General features: G+C 44.4%; 20 protein-coding genes. 11 read left to right on the plus strand and 9 right to left on the minus strand.

The window, feature by feature from the left end:
* The first annotated feature begins 11 nt into the window (after nt 1-11).
* From H3S82_RS07530 to H3S82_RS07540, 3 genes are all read left to right on the plus strand, one after another.
* The gene (locus H3S82_RS07530) at nt 12-245 is read left to right on the plus strand and encodes a BolA/IbaG family iron-sulfur metabolism protein (protein ID WP_077971639.1); all 234 of its coding nucleotides are present in this window, start codon (nt 12-14) and stop codon (nt 243-245) included.
* A 101-nt stretch (nt 246-346) separates the two neighbouring features.
* Nucleotides 347-679: a Grx4 family monothiol glutaredoxin gene (grxD, locus tag H3S82_RS07535; protein WP_077971641.1), complete on the plus strand. Its 333-nt coding sequence runs from the start codon at nt 347-349 to the stop codon at nt 677-679.
* A gap of 72 nt (nt 680-751) precedes the next feature.
* Nucleotides 752-2,032 carry a multidrug effflux MFS transporter gene (locus tag H3S82_RS07540; protein WP_198232657.1) on the plus strand — a complete coding sequence of 427 codons (1,281 nt, stop codon included), beginning with the start codon at nt 752-754 and terminating at the stop codon, nt 2,030-2,032.
* A gap of 229 nt (nt 2,033-2,261) precedes the next feature.
* Here H3S82_RS07540 and ttcA read toward each other — a convergent pair whose 3' ends face one another.
* From ttcA to H3S82_RS07560, 4 genes are all read right to left on the minus strand, one after another.
* Nucleotides 2,262-3,095, minus strand: a complete 834-nt coding sequence (gene ttcA, locus H3S82_RS07545) for a tRNA 2-thiocytidine(32) synthetase TtcA (RefSeq protein WP_198232658.1) — start codon at nt 3,093-3,095, stop codon at nt 2,262-2,264.
* A gap of 81 nt (nt 3,096-3,176) precedes the next feature.
* Nucleotides 3,177-3,794, minus strand: coding sequence for a 30S ribosomal protein S4 (gene rpsD, locus H3S82_RS07550; RefSeq protein ID WP_075870585.1), 618 nt, complete (start codon nt 3,792-3,794; stop codon nt 3,177-3,179).
* A gap of 501 nt (nt 3,795-4,295) precedes the next feature.
* A complete protein-coding gene (gene murI / locus H3S82_RS07555) occupies nt 4,296-5,102 on the minus strand; it encodes a glutamate racemase (protein ID WP_078039584.1) in 807 nt (268 codons plus the stop codon).
* A gap of 1 nt (nt 5,103) precedes the next feature.
* Complete coding sequence (locus H3S82_RS07560; RefSeq protein ID WP_198224502.1) at nt 5,104-5,925, minus strand: RNA methyltransferase; 822 nt, start codon at nt 5,923-5,925, stop codon at nt 5,104-5,106.
* Between the two features lie 909 nt (nt 5,926-6,834).
* On the opposite strand from H3S82_RS07560, the gene map reads away from it, so the two are divergent.
* Nucleotides 6,835-7,665: a type I methionyl aminopeptidase gene (map, locus tag H3S82_RS07565; protein ID WP_198232659.1), complete on the plus strand. Its 831-nt coding sequence runs from the start codon at nt 6,835-6,837 to the stop codon at nt 7,663-7,665.
* A 16-nt stretch (nt 7,666-7,681) separates the two neighbouring features.
* Nucleotides 7,682-8,455, plus strand: coding sequence for a DNA repair protein RadC (radC, locus tag H3S82_RS07570; RefSeq protein ID WP_198232660.1), 774 nt, complete (start codon nt 7,682-7,684; stop codon nt 8,453-8,455).
* A gap of 88 nt (nt 8,456-8,543) precedes the next feature.
* Here radC and H3S82_RS07575 read toward each other — a convergent pair whose 3' ends face one another.
* From H3S82_RS07575 to H3S82_RS07595, 5 genes are all read right to left on the minus strand, one after another.
* Complete coding sequence (locus H3S82_RS07575; protein WP_077971651.1) at nt 8,544-8,756, minus strand: DUF3126 family protein; 213 nt, start codon at nt 8,754-8,756, stop codon at nt 8,544-8,546.
* Nucleotides 8,757-8,840: 84 nt separating this feature from the next.
* Complete coding sequence (cysE, locus tag H3S82_RS07580; RefSeq protein ID WP_246785250.1) at nt 8,841-9,650, minus strand: serine O-acetyltransferase; 810 nt, start codon at nt 9,648-9,650, stop codon at nt 8,841-8,843.
* 54 nt (nt 9,651-9,704) lie between these two features.
* Nucleotides 9,705-10,478: an alpha/beta fold hydrolase gene (locus H3S82_RS07585; RefSeq protein WP_198232661.1), complete on the minus strand. Its 774-nt coding sequence runs from the start codon at nt 10,476-10,478 to the stop codon at nt 9,705-9,707.
* A gap of 2 nt (nt 10,479-10,480) precedes the next feature.
* On the minus strand, nt 10,481-10,960 hold the full coding sequence (locus H3S82_RS07590; RefSeq protein WP_198232662.1) for a DUF192 domain-containing protein: 480 nt from the start codon (nt 10,958-10,960) through the stop codon (nt 10,481-10,483).
* An 80-nt stretch (nt 10,961-11,040) separates the two neighbouring features.
* The gene (locus tag H3S82_RS07595; protein WP_077971657.1) at nt 11,041-11,619 is read right to left on the minus strand and encodes a cold-shock protein; all 579 of its coding nucleotides are present in this window, start codon (nt 11,617-11,619) and stop codon (nt 11,041-11,043) included.
* Between the two features lie 223 nt (nt 11,620-11,842).
* Between H3S82_RS07595 and gloA the strand changes: the two genes are divergently transcribed.
* The 6 genes from gloA (at nt 11,843) to H3S82_RS07625 (ending at nt 17,265) form a co-directional block, all read left to right on the plus strand.
* Entirely contained in the window at nt 11,843-12,283 is a 441-nt protein-coding gene (gloA, locus tag H3S82_RS07600; protein WP_198232663.1) for a lactoylglutathione lyase, read from the plus strand.
* A gap of 124 nt (nt 12,284-12,407) precedes the next feature.
* Nucleotides 12,408-13,541 (plus strand): ABC transporter substrate-binding protein, encoded by a 1,134-nt coding sequence (locus H3S82_RS07605; RefSeq protein ID WP_078039588.1) that lies wholly within the window; start codon nt 12,408-12,410, stop codon nt 13,539-13,541.
* A gap of 113 nt (nt 13,542-13,654) precedes the next feature.
* Nucleotides 13,655-14,731, plus strand: coding sequence for a branched-chain amino acid ABC transporter permease (locus H3S82_RS07610; protein ID WP_078039589.1), 1,077 nt, complete (start codon nt 13,655-13,657; stop codon nt 14,729-14,731).
* A complete protein-coding gene (locus tag H3S82_RS07615) occupies nt 14,731-15,789 on the plus strand; it encodes a branched-chain amino acid ABC transporter permease (protein ID WP_198232664.1) in 1,059 nt (352 codons plus the stop codon). The genes H3S82_RS07610 and H3S82_RS07615 overlap by 1 nt, the downstream gene beginning before the upstream one ends.
* Nucleotides 15,786-16,568, plus strand: coding sequence for an ABC transporter ATP-binding protein (locus tag H3S82_RS07620; RefSeq protein ID WP_078039591.1), 783 nt, complete (start codon nt 15,786-15,788; stop codon nt 16,566-16,568). Before H3S82_RS07615 ends, H3S82_RS07620 begins: the two co-directional genes overlap by 4 nt.
* Nucleotides 16,555-17,265: an ABC transporter ATP-binding protein gene (locus H3S82_RS07625; protein ID WP_077971665.1), complete on the plus strand. Its 711-nt coding sequence runs from the start codon at nt 16,555-16,557 to the stop codon at nt 17,263-17,265. Before H3S82_RS07620 ends, H3S82_RS07625 begins: the two co-directional genes overlap by 14 nt.
* Nucleotides 17,266-17,879 lie beyond the last annotated feature (614 nt).

Below are 17,879 nucleotides of genomic sequence, written 5' to 3' on the forward strand. Positions count from 1 at the left end.
GGAGATGCATTATGGCAATGGACGCACATGAGATTGAGAAACTCATTCGTGATGGCATTCCCGATGCCAAAGTGACAATCCGCGATTTGGCCGGTGACGGTGAACATTATGCAGCCGAAGTCGTTGCCGAAAGCTTTCGCGGCAAGAACCGTGTACAGCAGCATCAAATGGTTTATAACGCTTTGAAAGGCACTATGGGTGGTGTGCTTCATGCACTTGCCCTACAAACCAGTGTACCGGATTGACGCGGACTTTATTGCGAAAGGGCTTGTTTCATTCCCTTTTTAACCATACATATAACTCGATTTTTCGATAGCCTTAAGTGGCTTAAACGGAAGGAAAAGAAATGACCGCTGCCCGCGATTTTATTGATAACGAAGTCAAATCCAATGACATTGTACTGTTTATGAAAGGCACGCCCGGTTTTCCCCAGTGTGGCTTTTCTGGACAAGTGGTACAAATTCTGGATTATCTCGGACTTGACTATAAAGGTGTCAATGTATTGACTTCGGACGAATTACGTCAAGCAATTAAAGACTATTCAAATTGGCCAACCATCCCGCAACTTTATGTAAAGGGAGAATTCGTTGGCGGCTGTGATATCATCCGTGAAATGTTCCAGAACGGTGAATTGCAGAATTTGCTTGAAGAGAAAGGCATAGCTGTTAAAACTGCCTAAATCATATCAGGACTATTGCCATTTTAATCATTGTGCCGGTCTTATGATCGGCACTTTTGTTATAGGGACCCCATGTCACATCATTCGAGCGAACAACATCACATAGATGAGGTAAAGGCAAATCTTGGCTATAAAGAATTTATAGTCATGATCGCAACACTTATGGCGACCAATGCAATAGCCATTGACATTATGTTGCCGGCAATGACTGACATGTCCCATAGTCTTCGGATGTCGGGGGAAAATGACCAACATTATATTATTTTTTCTTATCTCGTCGGCTTCGGATTATCGCAATTGTTATTCGGGCCGATCAGCGACCGGTTCGGTAGGCGCAAACCTATTATAGCCGGTTTGATATTTTATTCACTTTCATCTGCAGCCTGTGCCTTTGCTCCAAGTTTTGCATGGTTATTGATATTGCGGGCTATTCAGGGAATCGGCGCGGCGGCAACCCGCGTTCTCACAGTTTCCGTTGTGCGTGACATATATGGCGGTCGCCAAATGGCTGAAGTTATGTCCATTGTCATGATGGTCTTCATGATCGTCCCAGTTGTTGCACCGGCAATCGGTCAAGCAATTATGATTTTTGGTCATTGGCAATTTATCTTTCTCTTTATGGCATTGGCCGGTACCCTTATCGCTTTCTGGGTTTATTTTCGCTTGCCCGAAACCTTATATGAAGAACGCCCTCTGACCTTTTCGTCTGTTGGAGAAAGCCTTGTGATGGTCCTCTCAAATCGGATTTCACTTTGCTATACTTTAGCATTTTCGATGGCGCTCGGGGGGTTATTTTGCACCCTTAACACCTCACAACAGATTTATGATGGAATTTATCATCTTGGTCCGTGGTTTCCTGCGGCTTTTGCTCTTGTCGCCGCCTTTCAGGCCCTTTCCGCTTTTCTGAATTCGCTATTTGTGGGCCGCTTCGGAATGCGAAAAATTTCCCATTCTCTGTTGTTGATTTTTTGTTTCGCATCATTGATCTGGTTTATCGGCTCGATCTCTGCAGGAGGTTCCACACCATTCCTATATTTCATGGTGCTGCTTATCACCATCATGTTTTCCTATGGTGGATTAGGTGCCAATTTCAACTCGCTTGCCATGGAACCACTCGGAAAGGTTGCAGGAACTGCTTCCTCGGTATTCGGCTTTCTGCAAACGATTATCGGTGCAGGGCTGGGATTTGTTATTGCGCAAAAATTTGACGGTACGACAATTCCGATTGCAGGAGGTTTTTTTCTGCTTTCATGTGGCGCAATCATATTGATACTGATAGCCGAAAAAGGAAGGCTATTTTCCGGAGCCCGTCATAGATCTCATGTTACGCTCATGAATTCAGACAAAGATTGAGCCCGCTATACCGGACAACATCACAAACTTACGATAGAACCGCTTGTCTTCTGCTGTTTCAGAATTGGCTTTCAGTTGTTTCTTAAAAGCAAATAAAACTATCCCTGTTCCAACATATTAAAGCCGGATCGTTTTATTGTCTTATGTCGGAAAAAGACCTATTCGATCTTTATTTTCCGCCGGCTCCATAACCGAAAGATAAGTGTTAAGGAGTGGAATAAAAACATACTTAAAGACCACTGAAATCGAAAAGCTTCTTGTCCAACAAGTGGCTTGGACGAACATTTGTCAATGCACGTATCATCGTGTCTTTTCGACCGGGCATTTTCTTTTCAATATCATTCAGCATATGTTTCATTGCATTGCGCTGAAGACCGTCCTGACTGCCACAAAGATTGCATGGGATAATAGGAAACTGCATAGCTTCGGCAAATTTTGCAAGATCTTCTTCAGCTGCATAGACAAGCGGCCGCAAAACCAGCATATCTCCCTCGTCATTTACCAGCTTGCCCGGCATGGCAGCCAAACGTCCGCCGTGAAAAAGATTCATGAAAAACGTTTCCAGCACATCGTCACGATGGTGCCCGAGAACCAAAGCAGAGCACCCCTCTTCACGCGCAATCCTGTAAAGATTGCCCCGCCTTAATCTTGAGCAGAGCGAGCAGTAGGTTTGCGTATTATCCAATTTTTCAGTGACTATGGAATAAGTGTCCTGATATTCAATCCTGAAGGGAATTCCATAGTGTTTCAAAAAGTCCGGTAAAACATTTTTTGGAAATCCGGGTTGCCCCTGATCGAGATTGCAAGCCAAAATATCAACCGGCAATAGGCCGCGCCATTTCAGATCAAGGAGAAGGGCAAGCAATCCATAAGAATCTTTGCCACCAGACAAAGCGACGAGCCATTTCTGCCCCGGTTTAATCATCGAAAAGTCATCCAACGCCTGACGCATATGCCGCAACAAACGTTTTCTGAGCTTATTGAATTCAACAGTTGAAGGAGCATCACGAAATAGCGGATGACAACCATCAACATTATCGTCGATATCATTCAGTGCAACCATTTCACCTTCCTTCAAAAATGTCCTAAAACAAAAACAGGGAGCCGATGGGCTCCCTGCATAAACCGAAAATTTGCTTCACGATTAACGTGAATAAAATTCGACAACCAGATTTGGTTCCATCTGGACAGCATATGGAACATCGGCAAAAGCCGGAATGCGTGTGTAGGTTGCCTTCATCTTGGTGTGATCGGCTTCAATGTAATCGGGAACATCGCGTTCCGGCAACTGGGTTGCTTCAAGAACAAGTGCCAATTGTTTCGACTTTTCGCGAACTTCAATTACATCACCGGGCTTGCAACGATAAGATTGAATGTTGGTGCGACGACCATTCACATTCACATGACCATGATTGATGAACTGACGGGCAGCAAAGATTGTCGGAACAAATTTTGCACGATAAACAATTGCATCAAGGCGTGATTCGAGAAGACCGATCAAGTTTTCGCCTGTGTCACCACGACGACGGCCAGCTTCTTCGTAAATGCGGTGGAATTGTTTTTCCGAAATATCACCATAGAAACCTTTCAGTTTCTGCTTGGCGCGCAATTGGGTGCCATAATCGGAAAGCTTGCCTTTACGGCGTTGACCATGTTGACCCGGACCATATTCACGACGGTTAACCGGAGACTTCGGACGCCCCCAAATGTTTTCGCCCATGCGGCGGTCAATTTTATATTTCGTAGTTTCGCGCTTGCTCATCGCATTTCCTTAAAATTCAATATCGAAACAATATTTTTTGTTTCCGGGAAACGCGCCCTCCTCTGCCCATGAAAAATCATGAACTGACAGGACAAATCGCGCAAGCTTTGCGCAAATGTCCACGGGACACGTCGGTTAAAGCTTTATCGTCTACCGAAAAAACTTGTGAGGTTCTTTAATGAAATTAACATCCGAAGTCAAGCGGACAGACCTATATAGGTTGAAAAACAGCGCCTATTTTCTGCGATTTTTGGCACGATACAAAACGAAGTTTGTAAATTTCGTTCCAAAAACAATTTTAGGGTCGAAAAATGCGCCTGAATGCAGGTTAAAAAGTTTAAACCGGTTCGGTTGCCCACGTAAATTAGCTGCAATCCGTTAGAGCCCTACGCTTGCCCTTTCTACAATTTATCGAAGCCAGTCCTAAAGGATACGATCTTGTATCTTGGTCCTTGATTAAACACTGAAATTATGTGGTATCCCGATTTTGAAATTAAATCTTCATTCTTGACCAAGTGGAGTCAAACGCAAACCGAATCCATGAAGCAATCTGTTTGTCGCATAGTCGGTCCTGCCGGAAGTAAAATGGGCAAGATCAAGATGTTCCGTCAGAGTCTGGACTTGGTCGGCATCCGGAAGCAAAGATAATGCACGTTTTGCTACTGCTTCTGCAGGATCAATCCAGTCAACCGGCCACTTTGCATTTTTGCGAAACAGATTGACCAGAAATGGATAATGTGTACAAGCAAGTACAACAATGTCGGTGTGATGGCCGTCTTTCTCGACAAAGCACGGCGCTATCTCTTGTTTCAGAGATGCGCGATCAACCGGCTTCCTTCTTAAATAATCTTCCGCAAAACCGGCTAATTTGGCGCTTCCCACGAGTCTCACGTGACACTTGGAAGCAAAAGAGGAAATGAGTTCATGTGTATAGGCACGTTTGACAGTTCCCGGTGTTGCAAGAACCGATATCAAACCTGAACGTGTTTGCTCGGCAGCAGGTTTTATCGCAGGGACTGTTCCGATAAAAGGAACATCAGGATGGGCTCGACGCAAATCCTTTAAAACCAGAGTGGATGCGGTGTTGCAGGCGACAATGCAAAGAATCGGATTATAAAGATTCAATAACTTTGCAAACAGGTCAATAATATGGGATTTGAGCTCATCTTCTTCCCAATTCCCATACGGAAAAGCAGCATCGTCTGCGATATAGATAAATTTTCGATCGGGAATAAAAATACGCGTCTCGCGCAATACTGTAAGCCCGCCGATGCCACTGTCGAAAAACAGTATAGGCCGTTCTGTCATTTTAATTACTATTTTCCTTTGTCCGTTTACGATGGTCCGGCGCCCCCGCCCCGCGCGGCTGTTTGGGTGAAAAATGATCGAGAGAAGAAACAACCCCCCTTAACAGGCGTATTTCCGGCTCGCTGAATGCTGCACGAGTGAGAACCGAACGTAAGTTCTCCACCATGATCTCTTTGCGCTCTTTCGGTCGGAAATACCCGCGAACATCCAACGCTTCTTCCAATTGTTCGAAAAGGCCGTAGAGCGTGGCTTTATGCGCCGGTTCCATTTCCTTGTTACGAAATGCGGTGTCAGTTTTCCGTTCCAAACCGGATTTCATCCATTCATATGACATGAGCAAAACGGCCTGAGCAATATTCAGAGAAGCAAATGCAGGATTGACAGGGAAAGTTACAATTTCATCAGCCAGACTGATTTCCTCATTATTCAACCCCCATCTTTCCCGACCGAATAAAATGGCAGTGCGTTGTCCCGATTTTTCCTTTATCCGCATAGCATCTGCCGCTTCTACTGCACTCCTTACCGGTTTGAAACCATCACGCTCGCGGGCGGTCGTAGCAAAGACAAAATTTATGTCAGAAATTGCCTCCCGCAAACTATCGAATACTTGAGCACCGTTGATGATGTGATCTGCTTTGCTGGCAGTGGCTATAGCTTTCTCGTTTGGAAACTCTTCCCGTGGGTTGACAAGCCGCAATTCGGAAAGACCAAAATTCGCCATAGCGCGTGCCACCATACCAATATTTTCCGGCAATTGTGGTTCGACAAGTACAATAACGGGACCACCCGTCATATTTTCTCTTTTCCTATCTGTTCCAGCCATTTCATTTCTTCTTTTATTTTTGAAGCGTTTTAATGCGTCTTTCACATAACCTCAACCAAACATTAACCTTGATCTCGAAAAGAACGACAAATTGCCTTTTTCATGCCTAAATCCGGTCATTTTTGCAGATGATATAAATTTTTATTGAACCTGTGGCTATGGGGGACGAGAAAATGAACATTGAAATTAAAACAACAATCACACTAACAGCAGTTGCTATTATCACAACGATCATGGTTCTTTGCGCCAATATGACCATTAGCGACGTTCTGGCAATTCTCTAACTTTTTTCAGGACAATTGCCTGTCTGGATATTCATATCCGGTTAAAATATTCCGTGTCTTATTATCAATATCGTTTCACACTACCGATAATAGAGTTTTGCCCGACGGATGATTTCTTCCCGCAAACGTTGTCTCGGTACCATTTTTGATTTTCTAATTCCGTTTTTGATGTCCTATAAATATTTTTCAATCCCGATGACCGTCCCTGTTTCCATTTGTTCAACCTGTCAAATAACTTGATGAACAGACCTTGAATGAATCAATAATATTTTTTTAGGGTTTGTGTCCATCATCCCGCCCCCACGTCGTCTTAATTGATTTTAACCGGTTTTGCAGGGAGCCGCCGGAATTGACGTAAATTTTTCATCGGTAAAAAAGACGTTATCTTAGCGGCCCTCGGCTTAATTATTCCGATAAATAACGTGCAATCATATCGATCACAGATTATGCTTGTCTCGATTTAGTGGTAACATGCTGCTTTGAATTCACCTTCGATAAGATTAGTATCTACCAATCTCACGAAGGCTCGTTTGAAATAGAAGATCGGAATATCGCTTGGGATATGGCATGCAATTGAAGTTGTTCAATATGCCGGTCGTATCAAAAGATAGAAATAGTTAGGCAAATGGTTAGTTACGTCAATTATAAAAATGCACCTGTAAAATACACCGGACAAATCCGCATTTACGATGAAGAAGCCTTCATTGGAATGCGTAAAATTGGCCGGATTGCAGCAGAATGTCTAGATGCACTTGTCGACATCGTCAAACCGGGAGTAACCACTCAGGAAATTGATGATTTTGTATTCGCATTTGGTGCCGATCGTGATGCTCTGCCTGCCGATCTGAATTATCGTGGTTACACAAAATCCTGCTGTACATCGATCAATCATGTTGTTTGCCATGGAATTCCGGAAAACAAACAACTTCATGCCGGTGATATTGTTAATGTCGACGTAACATTTATCAAAGACGGTTGGCATGGTGACACCAGCCGTATGTATCCTGTTGGTCCGATAAAAAGAGCTTCAGAACGTTTACTCGAAGTCACGCACGAATCGCTCATGCGCGGGATTGCGGCAGTTAAACCGGGCGCTACTGTCGGTGACATTGGCGCTGCAATCCAGCGTTACGCCGAGTCGGAGCGTTGTTCTGTCGTACGTGATTTTTGCGGCCATGGTGTAGGACTTATATTCCATGATGCACCGAATATCCTTCATTACGGAAATCCCGGTGAAGGACCAGAACTACGCGAGGGAATGATTTTCACGATTGAACCAATGATCAATCTTGGAAAGCCTGGTGTGAAAATCCTTAATGATGGCTGGACCGCTGTCACTCGTGACAGATCACTTTCCGCACAATACGAGCACACAATGGCAGTCACAAAAGACGGTGTTGAAATTTTCACTCTTTCACAAAATAATACTTACTACGTTCCCGTAACACATTCATGAGCGGGAACCTCATATCATGGCCAAGAATCCGGATGAAAATGCGTTTTCCGAAGAAGCGTCCTTTGCGTTAACGCCCGGACTCTCCGGTCGAAAGCCGGATCTATCGAAAGATAACCTCATTGCAGAGAATAAAGGACACCGTGAACGATTGCGCCATCGTTATTTCGAAACCCACGGTGTCGGTTTTCCTGATTATGAATATCTGGAACTCTTGTTATTTCGTTCGATTCCGCGCGCAGATACGAAGCCATTAGCCAAGGCCCTGTTGAACCGGTTTGGCAGTCTCGCCGATGTACTCGGTGCCGATATTTCACTTTTGCAGGAAGTTCCCGGATGTGGTCCTTCTGTAGCTCGCGATTTAAAAATCCTTTCGGGTATAGCCGAACGTGTAAACCGTGCGGAATTACGTAAACGGGATATTTTTTCATCGTGGGATAAGGTTCTTGGCTATTGCAAAGCAGCTATGGCCCATGAAACGAGAGAGCAATTCCGTGTCCTTTTTCTCGACAAGAAAAATGGATTGATTGCTGATGAAATCCAGCAAATTGGCACTATAGATCACACACCTGTCTACCCAAGGGAAGTGGTCAAACGTGCGTTACAACTTTCTGCATCGGCACTTATTCTTGTTCACAATCATCCCTCAGGCGACCCGTCGCCTTCTCGCGACGACATCTCGATGACGCATATGATCAAAGATGTTGCAAATGCCTTGGGCATAACAGTCCATGATCATATCATCATCGCACGCAATGGTTATGTGAGCTTTCGTGCAAAGAAACTTCTCTGAACAAAAATAAAACAAGCCGCTAACGAATGTCAGCGGCTTTATGCAAAAAATTATCGGCTTGCGAGGATTTTAATGATCAATATCTCGACTATTCGTCGAGATCGATATCAAGAATTGCCATCGAAAAATTGTAAGACAATTCGCCTTCATCCTCGTCGCGGTAAATCACCCCGAGAAACTCGTCGTCAAGATAAAGCTCACAAGAATCATCTTTACGGGGTCTGGGTTTTACTTGCAGTGACCGGTTTTGAAATTTGCGCTTAAAGTAGCCGTCAAGTTTCTTGATTTCATCAGGCTTCACAGCGATCTCCTAAAAATTGCCATCGTTAAACAAAATGCCAGATAAGGTACAACTTCGTTTCTGTAAAGGCGCGGGTCTTTCATTTCACTCATTAATTGACTGATCCATGCTTAGTGCCGGTTCGTTATCAGCTATTTTTCCAACCACTTTTGCCGGCACACCAGCCACGGTACTATAGGCCGCAACTGGTTTTAGAACAACAGAACAAGCTGCAATCTTTGCGCAATCTCCCACCGTAATATTGCCAAGAATTTTTGCACCTGCACCAATCAGAACACCGTGACCGATTTTAGGATGCCGATCGCCGGACTCTTTGCCTGTTCCGCCCAACGTCACATCCTGCAACATGGAAACATTGTCGCCAATGATTGCTGTTTCTCCAACAACAAGACCTGTTGCGTGGTCCAGAAAAATCCCCTTGCCTATACGGGCTGCCGGATGAATATCTGTCTGGAACACCGATGACGACCGCCCCTGCAAAAATAGTGCGAGATCTTTTCTGCCTTTGAGCCATAGACTATGAGCAAAACGATGAGCCTCTATAGCCAAAAACCCTTTTAGATAAAGTACCGGCTCCATAAAGCGGTTGCATGCCGGATCACGATGAAACACTGCGGATATATCACTGGTGATAATATCTTCCAGATGATCCATCGTATCAATCTGTTCGACAAATATTTGCGACAACAATTCTTCATTGAGTTCGCGAGTCCAAAGCCGTGCAGCAACCCTTCCGGCGATCATTTCCGATAAATTGGCGCGATCAAGGATGGCATGTTGGAAAAATTCACCTAAAGCAGGATCCTGTTCCGATGCTTCCATTGCTTCTTGTTTGATATTTTTTAAAAGTAAGGCGGGGTCGATAGCTTCACCCTTTTGTTCACAGCAAGGCAATTTTCTTACCCTTCTCTTTTGCGGGCAAAATGTTTGCCCTGTCTATGCTCATTGTCAAGCAACGGGATAGCGTGTCAAAAAATTAATGACACCCTTTTTATAGACAGGATCACCAACTGCCAACATGTGATCTCTGTTCGGAATTATTAAAGCTTCTCCATGGGGCAGCAAAGCCACAAGAGGTTCAGCTTCGCCCGATATTTCGTCCAGAGTTCCAACAGCTACCAATGCCGGTTGTTTTATCGAGTGGACTTCGGCTGCTGTCAATTCCTGTTTTGAAGTAATAACACAAGCTGCAAGTGCTTTCCTGTCGCTTTTCGTCCTGTCGGCGAACTTTCTGAACATCAGTCCCCGTTTATTGGTAATCGTCGAAATATCTTCTGCCAAAAGTGCTTCAGCCACCGGCTCCCAGTTTCCTGCACCGGTCACCATGCCAATACCGAGCCCACCGAAAATAGCGCTATTAACATAATCGGGATAGAGAATAGACATGTAAGCTGTGATTCTTGCCCCCATGGAATAGCCCATGATTTGAGCCTTTTTGATTTTTAGATGATCAAGAAGTGCTACAGCATCTCCTGCCATTGCTTGTGGCGTATAAACAGCAGGATCATGGCTCTTATCGGAAAAACCGTGTCCACGGTTATCAATCGCTATAACCCGATAGCCGGCCTCATTCAGTACACGAAACCACCCCGGTGCATACCAATTAACATATGAAGACGAGGCAAAACCGTGGATTAATAAAACCGGTTCACCGACCCCCTCTTCCCGATAAGCAAGTTTGAATCCGTCATGATGGAAATATTGTACGTCTTCTGCACTCATGTCTAATCCACTTTACATTCACCACATATAGCCGGATGAACGACTTTTTGACCAATCTTTATGTCGTTTTTTCGGACTTCACCAGCATTAAGTTCGATTGTAAAGGCAGCCGCCACATGTGATGAAACAATTTTTGTTGAGTATGGTACCGCATTTTCTGCAATCGATACAATGATTCCCTTGTCATCGAGGAACACCATATCGAGCGGTAACGGTGTATTTGCCATCCACATTGTCACAATGCGAATGCCCGGAAAAACAAATAACATAGCTCTATCGGAAGGAAAATCCGCCCTATACATTAGTCCGGCTTCATTCTCTTCCGGTGTCTTGGCAACTTCGACATTATAAGAGATTTTACCACTGTCTGTGATGATAACGAGGGGCGCTCTGTCAACAGGTAAACGCATTGGTTCCTGAGCATAGACACCTTGCCCCATCGTAAATAACAAAAAGATAAAACCCGCAATCAAACTCTTCATGAAAGGAAACTCCCCAAAAAACTTGCGAGTCTTTTAAAAGCTATAATTTTGAAGAAATATGTTACCAGAAAAATAAAATTCTAATGTGTAGGGAATGGTATAGCAATATCCGGATGGATTTCCGCAGCCATAAGGCCTTTTTCACCCCGTCCATAACGTACCAGAACAACCTGACCGGGACGTAATTCGGCAAGGCCAAAACGCCGCAAGGTTTCCATATGGATGAAAATATCTTCTGTCCCTTCACCCCGCGTCAGAAAGCCAAATCCCTTCTCCCGATTGAACCATTTCACAATTGCGCGTTCCAAGCCGCTTTCCGGTGACACCACGACATGGGTACGTGCAGGCAATTCCGAAGGGTGGACAGCAGTAGAAAGGTCTATCGATTTAACCTGAATGCACTGTAATCCACGTTCGCCTTTCTTGACCATGCAAACAACACGCGCACCTTCGAGCGCTGTATGGAAACCGTCACGTCTCATTACAGTCACATGAAGAAGGATATCCGGAACACCGGCAATATCCGGAACGATGAAACCATAACCTTTGCTTACATCGAACCATTTGATGCTGCCACTTATTTCGACAACATCCGTTGCTGCTGTTTCAGAACTATCTTGAGATGGAAGAAAGCCTTCCAATATTTCGTCACTCGCCATAATTCTTACAGTCCTATTAATAGTCATTAATCACGTATGATTCTCTTTACGACCAGTTAATATAGCTCGGTCCTAGTGGCGCAAGTCCCCTTAACAAGATTTCCCCAAATAGTAGAAGCGCAATCGCAAGAAATCTTTTTCAACCATTTTTACATCGATTGCGATATTCACATCGACTTCAAAAACCGTTAAAATTTTTTGACCAGAGAAAGTGAGAAACAAAATGCGTTACCTACACACTATGGTTCGGGTTAAAGACCTCGAACAATCACTCCATTTCTATTGCACCGTATTCGGACTAACGGAAACCCGCCGCATCGAAAATGAAAAAGGGCGTTTTACCCTTGTCTATCTGGCTGCGCCCGATGACATGGATTCGGCCAAAAATAAGCATTCTCCGGAACTCGAGCTTACCTATAACTGGGATAAGGAAGACTATCACGGCGGGCGCAATTTCGGCCATCTGGCTTATGAAGTGGACAATATCTACGAAACTTGCAAACATTTATCGGAACAGGGAATCGTTATCAATCGGCCACCTCGCGACGGACATATGGCTTTTATAAAATCCCCTGACGGCATATCCATCGAATTATTGCAAAAAGGCGAAAAACTCGCGCCCCAAGAACCGTGGGCTTCGATGAACAATACTGGAACCTGGTAAAGCTATTCTTGTGTTTTTTTAATATAGATGGATTTTGGCTTCGTAACTTGTGCAGGAAATCGGTTCATATTATGAAGTTTTATTATAATAAATTCATTCTGAAAAAAGAGAGGGATAAATCATTATGGCTTTCAAACAATTAATTGCGACCGCGATCGCTGTCACAGCACTGAATTTTAGTGCTGTTGCCGACGAACCAATTAAAATAGGAGTGTTTCTTCCGCTGACCGGACAAAACGCTTTTGGCGGCCAACTCGAGCTTGAAGGTGTTCAACTTGCCAACAAAATCAAGCCCGAAGTGCTCGGACGCAAAGTAGAACTTGTCGTTGTCGATAACAAATCCGACAAAGTCGAGGCAGCCAATGCGGTCATGAGACTTACAGCTTCCGATAAAGTCAACGGGATTATCGGAACTTATGGTTCGTCGCTCGCACTTGCCGGTGGCGAGGTTTCAGAGCCTGCGAAAACTCCGGCAATTGCAACATCGGCTACAAACCCGCTCGTCACCCAAGGGAAAAAATATTATTTCCGTGCCTGTTTCATTGACCCTTATCAGGGCGCCGGAGCGGCTACATATGCCTTTAATACGTTACATGCGAAAAAAGCAGCTATCCTGAAGGATGTTTCTAACGATTACGCAATCGGGCTAGCAAACTTTTTCGACAGCTCCTTCAAAAAACTTGGCGGCGAAGTCGTAGCAAACCTCAATTATAACTCGGGTGATCAGGATTTTTCAGCTGCCCTCACCCAGATTATTTCTGAACAACCGGATGTATTATTCATTCCAGCCTATTTCGCCGAAGGGGCCATTATCCTGAAACAGGCACGCGAACTTGGCGCGACATTCCGTATTATGGGTGGTGACGCCATGGACAACCCCGAAACAGTGACAATCGGCGGAAGCGCTGCCGAAGGTTTCCTCCATACGACCTTCCCTTATGACGCCAATATGCCGAATATGCCCGAGGCGGCTGCAAACTTCACCAAAGAATGGAGAGCGACCTATCCTAACAAAGAACCGAATGTTAACGCGGTTCTAGGCTATACCTCCTATATGATGTTTATGAATGCGATCGAAAAAGCCGGAAGCAGCGACCGCGAAGCAATTACAGCCGAACTTGCAAAACTGAAAGACTTCGAGACGCCGTTCGGTGCTATGACAATGGATGAAAACCATAATCCAGAAATTCCGATCGGCGTTATCGAAATCAAGGATGGAAAGCGTGTTTATCTCGGTGAGGTAAAACCTGCATTATAAGGGGATAAATCCATTTTAATGAACGATCCGGTCGAATTAAACTCGACCGGAGCAATTTGGTTGTGTATGTGCTTTCTCAATAATACGGGTCAGAGTATCAGGAAGGCTAAAACATGAGCACGGAAATGTTCATTCAACATTTCTTTAATGCTTTGGCGTTAGGGGCACTATACGGATTAATAGCCATTGGATACACAATGGTTTATGGCATTTTGCGACTCATCAATTTCGCTCATGGCGATATTTTTATGCTTGGTGCCTATTTTGTTTTTTTCTCGACAATCAGCTTTATGCCGGCATGGGCGGCGGTACTCCTCCTCCTTTTGGCAATTGTCGTTTATTATTCTGTCTTTATCGGTTTCAAAAAACCGATAAAATCCTATTGGGCTGCTTTGTTCATCATTCTGGTTTTGGCGCTCGCTTATTATGCGTTCATAAGTCCACAGAACTTTACGCCTGTCTGGCTACTCGCTGTCTGTTTTGCTGTCTTTGTAACCAGTGCGGGTGGTATCGCGGTCGATCGTATCGCTTACCGTCCTTTGCGTGATGCACCCCGTATTTCAGCGCTTATCAGTGCAATCGGCATGTCATTCCTTATCGAAAACCTTGCAACTGTGCTATTTACCGGTGTGCCAAAAAGCGTAAAACAACCGGAACTCCTTGTAACGCCCATTCAATGGCATCTTGGCGAGGGTGCCCAAGGGGTCATCCGCATTGTTCCAATGGCTCTCATCGTACCCATTGTTTCGCTAGTGCTTGTTGTTCTTCTTTTATGGATTATCAATAAAACCAAACCGGGTCTGGCTATGCGCGCTATTTCACGTGACATTGAAACAACGCGGTTAATGGGTGTATCCGTCGATAAAATTATCGCTTTTACATTCGGTCTGGGGTCGGCACTTGCAGCAATTGCCGGTATTATGTGGGCGCTACGTTACCCGCAAATAAACCCTTACATGGGGGTAATCCCCGGGCTTAAGGCTTTCATTGCAGCGGTTATTGGCGGTATCGGTTCGGTTGAAGGAGCAATGTTGGGCGGGCTGCTTTTGGGCTTCATAGAAATCATGATTATTGCATTTTTCCCGTCGCTTTCGGGCTACCGTGATGCATTTGCCTTTATCATGCTCATCATGATCCTACTTGTTATGCCGACAGGACTTATGGGTAAGAAAAGTGAGGAAAAAATCTGATGTCAAAATCCTCGCAAATCATACTTTCACTAATTTCGATTGCGTGCCTTATAGCGTTTTTGTTTTATGCGCAGAGTAATTTTGATGCTTACACTGTGCGTATTTTGAACCTTATCGCGATCAATGCAATTCTGGCGGTGTCACTCAACCTTATTTATGGTTTTACCGGAATGTTCTCATTGGGACATGCCGGTTTTATGGCCATCGGTGCTTATGTTTGCGCTATCTTGCTTTTGTCGCCTGAACAAAAGCAGATGATGTGGATTTTGCAGCCGATGTTTGGTCCACTTCAAAATTTACAAGTACCATTTTTCTTTGCTGTGATTTTAGGCGGCATTTGCGCTGCGATTCTTGGTCTCGTCATTGCGATACCTGTTTTGAGACTAGGCGGTGATTACCTTGGCATTGCAACACTTGGATTTGCCGAAATTATACGCGTTGTCATTACCAATGCCACACCGATTACAAACGGTTCGCTCGGTATTAAAGGAATACCGCAATATGCCAATTTATGGTGGAACTACGGTTGGCTCGCCTTCACCGTCGCCTTTATTGTGCTCCTTTTAAAAAGCAATACAGGAAATGCACTTTGCGCCATCCGTGATGACGAAATTGCGGCCAAAACTATGGGCGTTAACACATTTTTCTACCGTACATTATCTTTCACAATCGGCGCGTTTTTCGCCGGTGTCGGAGGTGCGCTGACTGCTGCACTTATTTCGACAATCGATCCCAAAATGTTCAACTTTCTTCTGACTTTCAATATTTTGATGATTGTCGTGGCCGGTGGTCTCGGGTCTATTACCGGTAGCATTATTGGTAGTGTTATCATTACTGTAATGCTGGAATGGTTACGTATTGTCGAGCAGCCAATCGATTTCGGTTTCATTCATATTCCCGGAATTCCGGGGCTTAGAATGGTTATTTTCTCGATATTGTTGATGGGAATTATTCTGTTTTGGAGAAGCGGCTTGCTTGGAACACGTGAATTTTCATGGAACGGTATTTACCGCTTTTTCAAGAAAAACTCTGAAGCACGAAGCGGAGACCGTTCATGACTGACGCGATATTAAAACTTGATCATGTCACTATGCGCTTCGGCGGACTAACGGCTGTTAACGATATCAACATTGCTATCGAACGGGGCAGCATTGCCGGCCTTATTGGCCCCAACGGTGCGGGGAAGACCACTGTTTTCAATATGATTTCTGGCTTTTATACCCCGACAACCGGCACAATTACCTTTGACGGGGAAAAAGTCTCCGGCCTTCACCCCAATGTGGTTTGTAAACGTCATATCGCCCGCACTTTTCAAAACATCCGCTTGTTTACAGGATTAACCGTTTTACAAAATGTCATGGTTGGCGCACATGTGCGCCAAAAAAGCCCGTGGTTTGCAAGTGCCTTATTCATCCCTTCGGCAGTAAGGGAAGAAAAGCACATTCGTGAACAAGCACTTGACCTTTTGGATCGCGTTCACCTTGCTGATCTTGCCAACCAGCCTGCAACAGCACTCCCCTACGGCGCTCAAAGGCGTCTGGAAATTGCCCGGGCTTTGGCTACCGAACCGGAATTGTTACTTCTTGATGAACCGGCTGCAGGTATGAATCCTCAAGAAAGTGAAGAATTGCGCGATTTCATTTCACGAATAAGAAAAGAGTTCAAGCTCACTATTTTGCTGATTGAGCATGATATGCGTGTTGTTATGGGTCTGTGCAACCACATTTGGGTATTGGAATATGGTGCCCTTATTGCGAATGGTACACCGGAAGAAATCCGCAATAATCCGAAAGTTATCGAGGCCTATCTAGGCGGAGAAGTTGATGAACATTCTTGAGATTAACGATCTTCGTGTAAATTATGGAGCAATCAAAGCTGTGCAAGGCTTGTCCATGTCTATCAAGGCAGGCTCGATTGTCACATTGATCGGAGCAAATGGCGCCGGAAAAAGCAGTACGGTTCGCTCGATAGCAGGACTGAACAAATCGGTATCAGGTGAAATCCTCTATAAAGGTGAAAATATCCTCGGAAAACAGCCGGAGGAAATTTTAAAAAAAGGAATTGCCTTAAGCCCTGAGGGGCGACGTATCATGCCGCATTTGACCGTTTTGGAAAATCTCGAACTCGGTGCCTATATTCGCAAGGATAAAGACGGTATCAAGCGGGATATCGAATGGATTTTTGATCTTTTCCCGAGGCTTAGAGAAAGGTCAAAACAATTGGGCGGAACCATGTCGGGTGGTGAGCAGCAAATGCTCGCAGTCGGAAGAGCGCTTATGAGCAATCCCGAACTTGTCATGCTCGACGAGCCGTCATTGGGTCTTGCCCCCATTCTCGTTCAGGAAATTTTCTCTATTATCCGGAAAATCAACGAGATGGGCAAAACAGTCCTGCTTATTGAACAGAATGCGTTTGCTGCACTATCGGTCGCTAATTATGCCTATATTCTGGAAGTTGGTAAAATCATTCTGGAAGGTGAAGGCAAAACCATGCTCAAAGACCCGCGCGTGAAAGCAGCCTATCTCGGGGGATAACAATCCCGTCGGTTTATCCCGCTTATTTTGCAATGACTCTCTGCTCGCAATTGGTCCGATATTTTGCGAGAGATAATTCGCCTATGGTATTAGTCATCCGGTTTGTTTTATCCGTATAAAAACGTCGATCAATGATCGTGTAGATGATTTTTTAAAGCATACGTTTTAATTCGCACTGTGAAATATCCGGAGACAATGTTGAGGGATAAATTACCTATCGCTTTTATTCATCCGGCTTACTATCCATATCAGAAAGCCATTCACCGGTTGTGTAAGTGATTTTTTTAAAGCATTAGCTTTGATCTCAAAGTGAAATATCCTAAGCCCCATATTGAGCGATAAAATATAAGAAGATTATATCGCTCGTAAAACGCCGACAAGCTCTAAAGTGCGCAATCCGGTTTATAAAATCCCGAACTACCCCCTTTTTACCGGCCTTATTCGACGATCTTGAAATCGTCTTCTGACCCTTTAATCGTGAGTCTCAATTCATTAATCTAATATTTTAATAATTCATATTAAGCTATTGTTTTTTGTATTTTTTAAAATTTATGTTATCCCAAAATTTATCACGTCCGTCAGATATAAACTTTGAAACGCCATGCAGCTACACG

Source organism: Bartonella sp. M0192 (genome assembly GCF_016102305.1).
Lineage (GTDB): Bacteria > Pseudomonadota > Alphaproteobacteria > Rhizobiales > Rhizobiaceae > Bartonella > Bartonella apihabitans.